At 38.1% G+C, this 13287-nt stretch carries 12 protein-coding genes; 2 read left to right on the plus strand and 10 right to left on the minus strand.

Going from position 1 to position 13287, the window contains the following annotated elements; all coding sequences use genetic code 11:
• Positions 1 to 33 precede the first annotated feature (33 nt).
• The 7 genes from AC3E9U_RS01130 to AC3E9U_RS01160 form a co-directional block, all read right to left on the minus strand.
• Positions 34 to 516 (minus strand): ABC transporter ATPase, encoded by a 483-nt coding sequence (locus AC3E9U_RS01130; protein ID WP_488745067.1) that lies wholly within the window; start codon positions 514 to 516, stop codon positions 34 to 36.
• A 140-nt stretch (positions 517 to 656) separates the two neighbouring features.
• On the minus strand, positions 657 to 1271 hold the full coding sequence (locus AC3E9U_RS01135) for a hypothetical protein (protein ID WP_488745068.1): 615 nt from the start codon (positions 1269 to 1271) through the stop codon (positions 657 to 659).
• A gap of 194 nt (positions 1272 to 1465) precedes the next feature.
• A complete protein-coding gene (locus AC3E9U_RS01140; protein ID WP_488745069.1) occupies positions 1466 to 2257 on the minus strand; it encodes a (Fe-S)-binding protein in 792 nt (263 codons plus the stop codon).
• Positions 2258 to 2317: 60 nt separating this feature from the next.
• Complete coding sequence (locus AC3E9U_RS01145) at positions 2318 to 3646, minus strand: 4Fe-4S dicluster domain-containing protein (protein WP_488745070.1); 1329 nt, start codon at positions 3644 to 3646, stop codon at positions 2318 to 2320.
• 20 nt (positions 3647 to 3666) lie between these two features.
• A complete protein-coding gene (locus tag AC3E9U_RS01150) occupies positions 3667 to 4623 on the minus strand; it encodes an MlaD family protein (protein WP_488745071.1) in 957 nt (318 codons plus the stop codon).
• A 53-nt stretch (positions 4624 to 4676) separates the two neighbouring features.
• Positions 4677 to 5819 carry an N-acetylmuramoyl-L-alanine amidase family protein gene (locus tag AC3E9U_RS01155; protein WP_488745072.1) on the minus strand — a complete coding sequence of 381 codons (1143 nt, stop codon included), beginning with the start codon at positions 5817 to 5819 and terminating at the stop codon, positions 4677 to 4679.
• A gap of 12 nt (positions 5820 to 5831) precedes the next feature.
• Positions 5832 to 6899, minus strand: coding sequence for an N-acetylmuramoyl-L-alanine amidase family protein (locus AC3E9U_RS01160; protein WP_488745073.1), 1068 nt, complete (start codon positions 6897 to 6899; stop codon positions 5832 to 5834).
• A gap of 121 nt (positions 6900 to 7020) precedes the next feature.
• Here AC3E9U_RS01160 and AC3E9U_RS01165 point away from each other — a divergent pair, with 121 nt between their 5' ends.
• Positions 7021 to 9693 (plus strand): putative LPS assembly protein LptD, encoded by a 2673-nt coding sequence (locus tag AC3E9U_RS01165; RefSeq protein ID WP_488745074.1) that lies wholly within the window; start codon positions 7021 to 7023, stop codon positions 9691 to 9693.
• 119 nt (positions 9694 to 9812) lie between these two features.
• Complete coding sequence (locus tag AC3E9U_RS01170; RefSeq protein WP_488745075.1) at positions 9813 to 10193, plus strand: RidA family protein; 381 nt, start codon at positions 9813 to 9815, stop codon at positions 10191 to 10193.
• 107 nt (positions 10194 to 10300) lie between these two features.
• Here the strand turns inward: AC3E9U_RS01170 and AC3E9U_RS01175 are convergent, their stop codons facing one another.
• The 3 genes from AC3E9U_RS01175 to pfkA all read right to left on the minus strand — a co-directional run bounded on the left by AC3E9U_RS01175 (position 10301) and on the right by pfkA (position 13279).
• On the minus strand, positions 10301 to 11155 hold the full coding sequence (locus AC3E9U_RS01175; protein WP_488745076.1) for an N-acetylglucosamine kinase: 855 nt from the start codon (positions 11153 to 11155) through the stop codon (positions 10301 to 10303).
• Between the two features lie 58 nt (positions 11156 to 11213).
• A complete protein-coding gene (gene gap / locus AC3E9U_RS01180) occupies positions 11214 to 12215 on the minus strand; it encodes a type I glyceraldehyde-3-phosphate dehydrogenase (RefSeq protein WP_488745077.1) in 1002 nt (333 codons plus the stop codon).
• A gap of 77 nt (positions 12216 to 12292) precedes the next feature.
• On the minus strand, positions 12293 to 13279 hold the full coding sequence (pfkA, locus tag AC3E9U_RS01185; protein WP_488745078.1) for a 6-phosphofructokinase: 987 nt from the start codon (positions 13277 to 13279) through the stop codon (positions 12293 to 12295).
• Positions 13280 to 13287: the final 8 nt, after the last annotated feature.

Below are 13287 nucleotides of genomic sequence, written 5' to 3' on the forward strand. Positions count from 1 at the left end.
ACACTTGGTGATTATTGAATCTTGGATCTTGTCTTAAAAAAATCGGTTATGCCAACTTTCTTTAGCCGGAACTTCCCAAAAATCCTGCCATTCTCCAATTGTATTAACGAGATTATTGAAAACAACAGTATTTTCGGAAACTGCTTTTTCTTTGGCCATTTTCTTGAAATCGATCAACGGCTTGTACGAAATATGTTCTCCTAATTTGAAAGTAACATTCATTTTGTCTAATAAATCTACTTCGTATTTTTTCTCCAGACTTTGGATAAATCCAACCGAAGCATCAATAGAACATCCGGTTGCCGCGTGAATTGTCTGATCGATAGCCAACACGATAAAACGATTGTATTTTGTCACGAAGGACGCATGAAGGCCACTACCATGAGCAGTCCATTCTTCTATAAAATTTTTTAAGGAAGCTTCAATCTCAGCAATCTCATCATCAGAAAATTTTCTGTTAGACTGATAAATCCAAATTCTTGATTCTTCGGGAAGTGTATTAAAATCTACGTACATAATTTTTAAGTAAACCACAAAAATAACCTTTTAGAATTAGAATGCCGAAAACTTAATTTTTTTTTAGCATAAAAAAAACCATTGCATCTGTAAGAATACAATGGTTTTTTGCCACAATTATAACTAACCCCTATTTTTAATCAATCCCTAATACTGATAACAATCCATTTTGACGCAGCTCCGTCATATACCATTTCAACAGTACCTACTCCGCTAGTTGACGTAGACGAACCAATGGTATCTATAGTGTTTGCTGCAGTAGATGACATCAAATGCTCCATTTTCATATTTACCGCGGAAGAGTTATACAGGATAATATGTCTACCATCTGTTCCGCCAGTAATTCCACGGATGTTAAAATTTTGTGTGGAACCGTATAACCTAAAAACCGCTACACCAGCATTAGCGCCGTTAAGATCCAAATTAAGATTATCAAATACATAATTTGATACCGGTGTAAGCATTTTGATCGCCGCGACTCTGTACGAAGAATTATCAGTACCAGCCGCACTCAACACATTATTAATCAGTGACAAATTTGGCCCAACTTGAATATCAGAAACAATACCTTGCGCACAAGTCCCCGTCAATTTTGTTGTCGTGGTTGTATTGTCTGTGTTCGTTACCCTCATCGTTCCCTGCACATGCAGTGTTGATAACGGATTAGTTGTCCCTATCCCCACTTGGGAATACCCAATCTGTACAAACAGTAATATAGCCACACATACTGTTTGTGTTACGTAATTTTGTTTCATGACCCCTTGTTTCTTAATTGCTTAGCCAAATTACTTTTTGAAATCCGATCTTATAAATAAATCCGATAAAGTGTTATTTAAATTGACGAAAGACATCAGAATCGACAAAAAAACAACTTCCATCGACGAAAGAAAACCGTAATAAAAAAGCCACAAAAAATGTGGCTTTTTTATTTATTGTACAAAAGAAAATCCTATAAATCTTGAGCATTTGCAATCAATTCGGCAACATCCATTACTCTGATTGAACCTTCTTTTTCCTTAAATTTGATTCCGTCAGTTAACATGGTATTACAGAATGGGCAGCCCGCTGCAATGATATCCGGTTTTGTTTCCAAAGCATCCTCTGTACGTTCAACATTAATGTCTTTATCTCCCTTTTCAGGTTCTTTAAACATTTGTGCACCTCCAGCTCCACAACATAAACCGTTTCGCTTTGAGCGTTTCATTTCAACCAACTCCGCATCCAATTTTTGGATCAAATCACGCGGCGCTTCATAAACATTGTTGGCACGTCCTAAATAACAAGGATCATGGAACGTGATTCTCTTACCTTTGAACTGACCTCCTTGAATGGACAAACGACCTTCATCCAATAATGATTTTAAGAATTCGGTGTGGTGAATCACTTCATAGTTTCCTCCCAACTCAGGATATTCATTTTTAATGGTATTAAAGCAGTGAGGGCAAGCCGTAACGATCTTTTTGATCTCGTATGTATTCATTACTTCGATATTGGTCATCGCCTGCATCTGAAACAAAAACTCATTTCCTGCTCTTTTGGCAGGATCACCATTACAACTTTCTTCCGTTCCTAAAACCGCGAACGAAACATTGGCCTGATTTAAAAGTTTCACAAACGCTTTTGTGATCTTCTTTGCTCTATCATCAAAACTTCCCGAACAACCAACCCAAAACAACACATCCGGTTGTTTTCCTTGAGCCATCATTTCGGCCATTGTAGGTACTACTATATTTGCTGACATATATTCTATATTAGTTGCAAATCAGCATGAAGCCGCTTGCAAAGTTTTTAATTTGATTAATTATGCTTCGTCTTTCCAGTTTAAACGGTCCATCTGGTTGTACTGCCATGGCGCACCGTTATTTTCGATGTTGGTCATCATTGCATTCAATTCTTTTGGTGCAGCACTTTGTTCCATTACCAAATAACGTCTCATATCCATAATAATGGACAGTGGACTGATATTAACCGGACATTCTTCCACACAAGCATTACATGAAGTACAAGCCCAAAGTTCCTCCGGAGTGATATAATCGTTCAGTAACGATTTTCCATCCGGAACAAAAACACCTTTATTGCTGTCGATATTTCTTCCCACTTCTTCCAAACGGTCTCTGGTATCCATCATGATCTTACGAGGCGATAATTTTTTACCCGTTTGATTCGCCGGACAAGAAGAGGTACAACGACCACATTCTGTACAGGTGTAAGCATTCAATAACTGTACCCAGTTTAAATCCTGTACATCGCTCGCACCAAATTTAACATGAGCCGCTTCAGCATCCGGAGCCGGCGCCGCGAAAGGATCAGCATTAGGATCCATCATCAGTTTTACTTCATTGGTAACCGATTCAAGATTATCGAATTGTCCCTGCGGTTTCAAATTTGCAAAATAGGTATTTGGAAACGCAAGTAAAATGTGCAAATGCTTGGAGAAGTACAAATAGTTTAAGAAAACTAAAATACCTGCAATGTGAACCCACCATGCTCCTTTTTCAATTAAGTGCACTAAACTTTCAGACATTCCATTGAAAATTGGAGCGATAAATTGGGAAATCGGAAAAGCACCGGCACTTTCGTAACCCGGAGCAGGAATTGATTGTAAATGCAAATCAGCAGCATTCATCAAAAGGAATAATGTCATTAATACTGTCTCGAAATACAGAATGTAATTTGCGTCATTTCTTGGCCATCCTTTTAAATCACCGTGAATAAAACGCTTAAGTTTTACAACATTTCGTCTGATCCAGAAAGTAACTACAGCTACAATAACCAATAATGCCAGAATTTCAAAAGATCCTATCAGAAAATCATAAAATCCGCCCATAAAGGAAAACACACGATGCGTCCCAAAAAGACCATCAATTACGATTTCCAGAACTTCAATATTGATAATGATGAATCCCAAATACACTAATATGTGAAGGAAACCGGCAACGGGTCTGCGTACCATTTTAGACTGTCCTAACGCAATCATCGCCATATTTCTCCAACGCTCAGAAGGATTATCCGAACGATTTACATCGCGACCCAGCTTAATGTTACGGATTAGTTTTTTAACATTTCCCGCAAAATATCCCCCTCCTAAAACAAGAAGTACCGCAAACAATATATTGTCTAAATAATTCATAGGCTTGATTATAAATAGTTCTATTTTTTAGGTTGTTCTTCTTTAGGTGCTACATAAGGTTTCTCTTTCTTACCGAACATGGAAACGTTAACATAACGTGTCGGATGCAGACGTACGTCCTGTAACAGTAATTCCAATTCTTTAGAAGCTTTTGTCAGGTTATTATACATGGCGTCGTCTTTCATAAGTTTACCCATGGTTCCTTTTCCGGATTCCATATCGGCAAGCATTTTGTTGACATTAACCAATGTTTGTTCAAGATTTTTAACGGTTTCCCCTAATTTAGCTTTTTCAAGATCTTCTGAAATTTTAGAGAAATTACCGGTAGTCTTATCTAAATTCGTTACTACTGATCCCAATTTATCCTTATTATCAGCTACGATTTTATCCAGATTTCCGGACACCGAATTGAAGTTGGTCATCGTAGAATTTAGCTGAGCGATCGTCTGCTTAAGATTTGTTTTTGTTTTCGCATCCAGAATGTCATTGATGTTTGTCACCAATTTATCTGCATTGGCAAGAACAGCATTCAATTTTTCCTGAATAGGTGCAAGATTCTTCTCCAAAGAAGCTGTCAGCCCTAATATAATTTTAGGTTGAAGATAGTCCCCAGATTTTGCATAATTAGTGTCCTGGAAATTCGGATTAATAGCGATTTGCTTACCTCCGATAAAGCCCGGCTCATAGATACTGGCTGTACTCGATTTTGCAATTGGAAGATCGTTGTCCATTTGGAGTTCCACCAACAATTTACCTGTTTTTTCCTGAATTGTTATCGTACTGACTTTTCCAACAACCAATCCGTTAATGGTTACTGCTGCAGAAGGCGCTAATCCTTCAACATTATCATATACAACATAAAATTTTCTGGTAGTGTCAAATAAGTTTTTCCCTTTTAAAAAGCTGTATCCCCAAAAGAATAACAAGATGGACCCAATGACTAAAATTGCGGTTTTTACTTCTCTAGTAATTTTCAAAATCAAAAATTTTTTAACAAAATTAAAACAAAATAGTTTAGAATGGTTTTATATTATCGTAAAGCGTCCTTTAAAGACACTTTTTGACCATTTTTATAGGCTACAATAAAAGAGGAACCATATCCTTTTGCTTTTGCTTCTTCTAATAATTTTTTAGCTTCATTATGATCTTTTGTATTTCCGTAGAAGTATTTGATTATGTTCCCATCGTCTTCCATTGAAATCGTACTCAGGCCATTAAAGTTACTTGGGATTAAATCCATCTTTTTATTACTGGCCGAAATCTGAATTTTAAAAACGGTTCCATTATCGATTACGGGTTTAATCTCTTTTACTTTAGGAGTATCAATCTTATTTTTTTGAGTATCTATTTTTTGAAGTACTTCAGTTTTTGGTCGTTCTACCGGTACATATTCTTCCGTTCCCGGTACGAAATATTCTTTTTTATAATCAAGGATCGCTTTAGCAATGGCTTGTGCGATTTGCTCCTGCCCTTCATCAGAACTCAAAAAAGCACCTTCCTCCTTATTGGAAACGAATCCCATTTCTATAAGTACGCGGGGCATGTAGATTTTTCGTAATACCAGGAAACCAGCCTGTTTCACGCCTCGGCTTTTTCGGCTTAGGCCTTCTTCGAAACCTTCCTGAATACCGCCTGCAAGTTCAATACTCTGATCAAGATATTCTTCCTGGATAACGGTCATACCGATTACAGATTCCGGAGAATTTGGATCATAACCATCATATTTAATCTTATAATCTTTCTCCATGGTAACCACCTCATTCTCTTTTTTCGCAACTTCCAGGTTAGCAGCATTTCTGGTTACCCCCATCACGTAAGTCTCAGTACCGCTGGCCGCCTGATTTTTATTGGCGTTACAGTGGATGGATACAAAAATATCTGCCTTGGATTTATTTGCGATATCAGCACGCTCATCTAGAGGAATGAAAACGTCTGTCTGGCGGGTATAGATTACCTGAGTTCCGGTATCCGCTTCCAAAATTTTACCTACTTTAAGAACAACATTCAAAGCGTTATTCTTTTCCACATAACCGTGATAAGTTGCTCCAAAGTCGTTCCCCCCGTGACCGGCATCAAGAACAACTCTGAATCTCGCATTATTTTGAGCCTGACTTACTCCTGTAGCAAGTAATGCGGCCAATAAAGTCATTTTAAAAAACACATTCATTTTCATACTCCTTATTTATTATTTATTTTCATTGTCCGAGACAATAAAAGCCGAATCATATCCTTTCTTTTTAGCCTCAGCTAACAATTTTTCACAATCGGAAGTAGTATCCACGCTGCCGTAAAAATATTTATAATACCCATTTTCGAAAATCCTGGTGACGTTTTTCAGTCCTTTAAAATTCGAAGGCGTAGTGGCTACTTTCTTTTTGCTTGTTCCGATCTGAACTTTATAATTTTTACCTATATTTTTCTTTGGCGAAGTTTCCTCCGATTTAGGTTCATCTTTAACCGAAACGGTTTCTTCTTTACCGTATGATCCGGAACCTGAAAAATGCTCTTCCTTATATTGAAGAATCGATTGGGCAATTGCTTTTGCCATCTCATTCTTCCCCTGCTCTGAACCTAAATATTTAGCTTCTTTCTTATTAGAGATAAAACCAAGTTCGATAAGCACACCGGGCATACAAGTAGCATCTAAGACCCATAACGGCTGTTGATGTACTCCTTTATTCTTTCTGTTTAGCTTGTTTTCAAATTTGTTTTGGATCAAGCTTGCCAGATTGATACTTGAATTCAATGACTCTTCCTGTAAAAGCTTAAGACCTATAAGTGTTTCCGGATTATTCGGATTAAACCCTTTATAGTTCTTTTTGTAATTCGCTTCCTGAAATATCACGGAATTCTCTGTTTTTGCAATCTCCAGATTAGTGGATTTTCGTGAAAGCCCCATTACCAGAGTCAATGAACCATAAGGAGATGACGAATTATTTGAATTACAATGCACAGAAACAAAGAGATTCGCTTTGGCTTTGTTCGCTTTATCCGCTCTTTCCCTTAATTCAACAAAAACATCGGTTTTCCTTGAATATATCACCTCTATATCTTTATTGCCGCTTAAAATCTTTCCGACACGCAGCACCACATCAAGCGCTATTTCCTTCTCTCTCAATCCGTTTTTAATAGCCCCGTGATCCTTACCTCCGTGACCTGCGTCCAAAACAACTCTAAACTTAGATTGTGAAAACAGAAAACCCGGCACCAACAGTACGAATAAATATAAATATACTTTAACTTTATTTGGCATATATGAGCTAATAATTCCGAATGATTATATTTTACTAAATGCTTAATTTTGACGAAAAATATATGTAAGTTTGACCCGTCAAAAATTAAGCCACATTTTTACAAAAATAGTATTAAAAGCGTTGCGTACAAACTTATTTCATATCGTTTTATTATCAATTTTCCTAACACTTGGAAATTTTGAACTTCAAGCTCAGGAAATCCCTTCCAAAACAATTTCTGTACCTGCTGTAAAACAGAAAGATAGCTTAATTGTAGGCGTTCCGGACATTCTCAAACCTGCAGATACGGTCAAGAACGACAGTATTAAAAAAAAGAAGCCTTTACTGGAAGGAATCGTAAAACGTAAAGCAAAAGATTACGAAAAAATCGATCAGAAAAAGAAAGAACTGACACTTTATAATGAAGCCGAACTATATTATAAAGACATTGAACTTAAAGCCGGAATTATAGTCCTGAATTACGACAAGGATGAAGTATATGCCGGAAGAATCAAAGACAGCTTAGGAAATTACACTCAAAATCCGGTTTTCAAACAGGGAGACAATGTCATTGAACCTGATTCCATCCGCTTCAACACTAAAACTAAAAAAGCACTGGTTTGGAATTCAAGAACGCAACAAGGTGAGTTTAGAGTAAAGGCCGAAGTAAGCAAAAGAGAAAACGATTCGGTTTATTTCATGCGAAATGCCCGATTTACGACATCTGAAAATATTGAGGATCCTGAATATTATTTTCTTGCCAGAAAGATCAAATTTGTACCAAGAAAAAAAGTGGTTACCGGTTTCACCAATATGGTAATTGCGGATGTTCCCACGCCTCTTGCCTTGCCTTTCGCTTATTTTCCTATGAGTGAAAAATCAGTTTCCGGGTTTATTATCCCGACTTTCGGAGACACTGAGCAGAAAGGTTATTATTTTCAAAACGGAGGTTATTACTTTGCGATAAGTGATTATGTCGATTTATCCGTTTTGGGGGATTATTACACTAACGGCAGTTATGCATTCCGAACGGAAAGCAGTTATGCCAAACGTTATAATTTCAACGGAAGGGTCAACCTTCGATTTGAAAACCAGATCAACAGCGAAAAAGGATTCCCGGATTATTCCCGATCAAAACAATACAACATTCAGTGGTCGCACAGTCAGGATCCTAAAGCCAGTCCGAACTCGAGATTTTCTGCTTCAGTCAATCTTGGTAGTAGCCAGTACTTCCGCCAGTCATACAATCAGTCCAATATCGGATCATCATTAAATAATAACCTAAGTTCCTCGATCGCCTATTCAAAAACATTTCAGACGGTTCCACAGGTTAACTTTTCGGTTACGGCGACACATTCCCAAAATACCAATACGGAACAAATCGACATGACATTGCCTACGATTCAGGCCAGTGTAGACCGTATCTTCCCTTTCGCACCAAAAGACGGTGTTAAGAAAGGAATCTTAAAGAACATCAATTTCCAGTACAATTTCAGAGGAGAGAACAGAATCAGAACAACAGATTCCCTTTTCTTCAAACCGGGAATGTTTGACACAGCTAAAAACGGAATCCAGCATTCTATTCCAATCAGTACAAACTTTAAAGTTTTTAAATACTTCAGTGTAACGGCAAGTACTTCCTATAACGAAGTGTGGTATTTTGAGACGATCAAAAAAGATTTTAATACCGAAACCAATGAAGTCGAAACAACTCGCGTAAATGGTTTTGACGCATACCGAACCTATAACTTCGGAACTCAGGTAGGAACTACCATATATGGTACTTTTAAATTTGGCGATGACAAAAAAATCCAGGCTATACGACATGTGATGCGACCGTCTGTCCGATATGATTATTTACCGAGTTTTGACCAATATTACGACACTTACCCGATTGATGCTACAGGAACCACATTTGGAGAATATACGCGTTTTGAAGAGGGAATTTTCGGTTCACCTGCCAAAGTCAAATCCAACAGAATTGGAATGGCTTTAAGTAATACTTTTGAGGCTAAAGTACGCGACAAAGACGAAACCAAAACAGAACCTAAAAAGGTGATGTTACTTAATAATTTAAACTTTTCGACAAGTTATAATATTGCAGCAGACTCTTTACGCTGGTCACCAATGAACATATCGGGAGGAACCCAGTTTTTTGACAACAAGTTAAATCTGAACTTCGGAACTACTTTAGATCCTTATGCGATCGATAATTCCGGAACACGAATCGACAAATTCAATATTGACAACGGCGGAAGTCTTTTCAGAATGACTTCAGCCAATATGACGATAAATTATGCGCTTTCGAGTGCTGACGGAAAGTCAAAAGGTGATGCGTCACAGCAAACAGTATTAAACGGAGGTCGTGAAGACAATTTATTTGGTCGCGGAACGGACCTTAGTGATCAGAGGCAGAGTCTTTTCAAAAAAGACGACAAAAAAAATAAGGACAGCGAAGATTCAGAATTTTATTCATTGAAGATTCCATGGAATTTAACCCTGGCGTACTCCCTGACTTATTCGAATATGAATCGTGAAAACGAAATAGTAGGAAACTCATTAATGGTGGCCGGTGACCTTGACTTAACGCCAAGATGGAAAATGGGATTCTCTTCAGGATATGATTTTGCGCAGAAAGGAGTAACTTTTACCCAATTGCGATTTGAACGAGATTTATTGAGCTGGAGAATGAGTTTTAACTGGGTTCCGATTGCTCCTTATACCAACTGGGGATTCTTCATAGGTATCAAGTCTTCTGTTTTAAGCGACATCAAATACGAGAAACGTAATTTACCGGACAGAACTTTGAGATAGATTAGAGGCAAGAGACAAGAAGCAGGAGAAAAGAGAGAAGGGATAAACGATAATATAAAAAACGAAAGAAGTTCCATGTGATTTACTTCACGTAAACTGAAATCAAAGTTTAATAAAATATGAAAAAAATAATTTTTACAGAAAAAGCACCGGCTCCGATCGGACCTTATAACCAGGCGGTTTTGGTTGGAAACACGCTTTATACTTCGGGACAGATCGCGATCAATCCTGCTAACGGGGACTTGGTTATGGATGATATCGAAACCGAAACCAAACAGGTTATGGAAAACATGAAAGCTGTTTTGGATGCCGCAGAAATGACTTTTGAGAATGTAATAAAATCTTCTATTTTCATCAGTGACATGAATGATTTTGCACGAATCAATTCCGTTTATGGTAGTTATTTTGATGAAAAAACTGCCCCGGCACGTGAAACGGTTCAGGTAGCCTGTCTTCCAAAAAATGTCAATGTTGAAATCTCAATGATTGCGATAAAATAAAAATAAAGGTGTTTGTAAATCCTTCCTAATGTTTACAATAACCGCAAAAGAAAACACCCTTATGAATATAGTTTCATAAGGGTGTTTTCTTTTAGATCGAAATCTGCTTATTGTTGCGGAACGGAATGATAATTTATTAAACCGTCAATCGGCTTGCGATATACATTCCCTAATTTCATGCCGTTTTTGGATAAAACCAATTCCAGTTCGTCTCTTAAATAATAAGCAATCGAACCAATGAAATGTACCGGAACTTCCCTGCAGTTTTCATATTGAGTGATATAGAAATCAACAAAATTCTGCATATCATTCAGAATGATTTTCTGAAGGAATTCATCCTCTCTATGCTGAATCAGGAATTTGGCAAAAGTTGCCAGATATGCATTAGGGTTTGGTTCTTTGTATAAATTATGTTTGATGACATCCGCATCCAGATCGTATTCTTTTTCGAAAACTTCAGCTAATGCTTTTGGCATTGTATTAAAATAATAAGCGCGAATCAGATGGCGTCCGAATTGGTTTCCGCTGCAATCATCCATCGCAAGATAACCCAGGGACTGTACTTTCTGATGCAAATCGTGGCCGTCGTAATAACTACAATTGGAACCTGTTCCTAAAATACATACAATGGCCTTCTCGCCTCTTGGCGTTGTTGCAAATACTGCTGCATAGGTATCTTCTTTAACTTCCACATATGCATTAGGAAAATATTCGTGAAGAATTTCACTTAAATGATTTTTCATTCGGTCGGTTCCGCAACCGGCTCCGTAAAAATAGACTTCTTTTACGATAGGTGCATTCTGAGCAATGTCGAATCGATTATTGATCCGATTGATTACTTCTTCCTTTGTCAGGACTTCCGGATTTAAACCTAAAGTACTTGCTGTGAACTGAATATCTCCGTTTTCATCCAAAGCAATCCAATCCGCTTTTGTGGAACCACTGTCTACAACTAATTTCATATGTGCTGTTTATAAAAAATCCCGTTTTACCACGGAATTCAGTAAAAATACTATTTTTTTACAAGTTTGCAATATATACTGACAGATCTATCAATTTTGAAGAATAGCCATATTCGTTATCGTACCATGCAACAATCTTATAGAAAGTGGAATTCAGTCCAATTCCGGCATTAGCATCAACAATACACGTACGCGGATCTGAAATAAAATCCTGGGAAACAACATCATCTGAAGTATAGCCCATGATTCCGCTCATTGAAGTTTCCGACGCGTTTTTCAGGACATTCATGATTTCGTCATAGGTCGTCGATTTTTTCAGTTTAACAGTCAAATCCACTACTGAAACATCCGTAACCGGCACACGCATTGACATACCTGTTAATTTACCTTCAAGCGCAGGAATTACCTTTGTAACCGCTTTTGCAGCTCCTGTTGAAGCAGGAATTATATTCACTAACGCTGATCTTCCTCCTCTGAAGTCTCTTCTGGACGGCCCGTCGACGGTTAACTGCGTTCCTGTCGTAGCATGAATGGTCGTCATTAAACCTTCGACAATTTCAAAATTATCGTGTAATACTTTGGCCAATGGCGCTAAACAATTGGTTGTACAGGAAGCGTTGGAAACGATTACATCAGTGGGTTTTACTTTTTCGTGATTAACTCCCATTACGAAAGTCGGCGCATCGTTTGAAGGTGCTGAGATTATCACCTTTTTGGCTCCTCCCTTGATATGATCGTAGGCCGTTTCAACAGTGGTAAAAAGCCCCGTGCATTCCGCAACCACATCTACGCCAACTTCATCCCATTTTAAAAGAGCAGGATTTTTTTCGGCAGTTACACGGATTTCTTTGTCATTTACGAATAAGCGTCCGTCCTTAACTTCGATTTTCCCTTTAAATCTGCCGTGAACTGAGTCATATCGTAACAAATATGCCAGGTGATCCACCGTCAACAAATCGTTAATGGCCACAACTTCTATATTATCTCTATTGATGGATTCACGGAACACTACACGTCCTATCCTTCCAAAACCGTTAATTCCTAATTTTACTTTCGTCATATTGCACTTTTCTTATGCCTGCAGAAATGAGCTTTCCATACTGCAGTCGTTGTTATCTTTAAATTATATATTTTTGATTAGGTAGACATGATATCTGAGACTCTCAGTAATTCCTCATCTATTTTAGATTTACCTTTCACAGCCTGTTCCAGCGGCGTCAGTTCTATGGTATCGCATTGAATTCCTACCATGAAATTTGTTTTTCCTTCCAGTAATGATTCAACTGCTTTTACCCCTAAGCGGGATGCGAGTACCCTATCAAAACACGAGGGTGAGCCGCCGCGCTGCATGTGACCAAGAACGGAAACGCGAACCTCATATTCAGGCAAATTTTCTTCTACGTAATCTTTTAATTCGAATACGTTTTTCCCGATTTTATCTCCCTCGGAAACTACAACAATACTAGATGATTTCCCCGAAACTTTACTTTTTTTAAGTGATTCCAGTAAGCGATCCAAACCCAAATTTTCTTCGGGAATGAGAATTTCTTCGGCACCTGCTCCAATACCGGCGTTTAAGGCGATGTGACCGGCATCACGTCCCATAACTTCCACGAAAAACAACCGATTGTGCGAATTGGCGGTATCACGTATCTTGTCAATGGCTTCCACAACCGTATTAAGAGCGGTATCGTAACCAAGCGTGTATTTTGTTCCGAAAATATCATTGTCGATCGTTCCGGGAATTCCCATGATGGGGAAACCAAATTCATTGTTGAAGACCAAACCACCGGTAAAACTTCCGTCTCCCCCGATTATAACCAAAGCATCAATGCCGTTTTTCTTAAGATTTTGATAGGCTTTTTTTCGTCCTTCCGGAGTCATGAAATCCATGGATCGGGCCGACTTTAATATGGTCCCTCCTTTATTGACAATGTTTTTCACGGCTCTGGGTCCCATTTCCATTATATCTCCTTCAATCATGCCTTGAAATCCGCGATAAATTCCCATGCATTCCACTTTATGAAAGGCACAGGTTCGTACAACAGAACGTATGGCGGCATTCATTCCGGGAGCATCACCGCCTGAAGTCAGCACTCCTATTCTCTTAATACTTTCGGACATTACAAATT

Source organism: Flavobacterium sp. 21.1, assembly GCF_057801535.1.

Bases quoted from the DNA above. Each gene is read 5' to 3' on its own strand.
- AC3E9U_RS01130 (WP_488745067.1), bottom strand. From the start codon at position 516: ATGTACGTAGATTTTAATACACTTCCCGAAGAATCAAGAATTTGGATT.
- AC3E9U_RS01135 (WP_488745068.1), bottom strand. From the start codon at position 1,271: ATGAAACAAAATTACGTAACACAAACAGTATGTGTGGCTATATTACTG.
- AC3E9U_RS01140 (WP_488745069.1), bottom strand. From the start codon at position 2,257: ATGTCAGCAAATATAGTAGTACCTACAATGGCCGAAATGATGGCTCAA.
- AC3E9U_RS01145 (WP_488745070.1), bottom strand. From the start codon at position 3,646: ATGAATTATTTAGACAATATATTGTTTGCGGTACTTCTTGTTTTAGGA.
- AC3E9U_RS01155 (WP_488745072.1), bottom strand. From the start codon at position 5,819: ATGAAAATGAATGTGTTTTTTAAAATGACTTTATTGGCCGCATTACTT.
- AC3E9U_RS01160 (WP_488745073.1), bottom strand. From the start codon at position 6,899: ATGCCAAATAAAGTTAAAGTATATTTATATTTATTCGTACTGTTGGTG.
- AC3E9U_RS01170 (WP_488745075.1), top strand. From the start codon at position 9,813: ATGAAAAAAATAATTTTTACAGAAAAAGCACCGGCTCCGATCGGACCT.
- AC3E9U_RS01175 (WP_488745076.1), bottom strand. From the start codon at position 11,155: ATGAAATTAGTTGTAGACAGTGGTTCCACAAAAGCGGATTGGATTGCT.
- gap (WP_488745077.1), bottom strand. From the start codon at position 12,215: ATGACGAAAGTAAAATTAGGAATTAACGGTTTTGGAAGGATAGGACGT.
- pfkA (WP_488745078.1), bottom strand. From the start codon at position 13,279: ATGTCCGAAAGTATTAAGAGAATAGGAGTGCTGACTTCAGGCGGTGAT.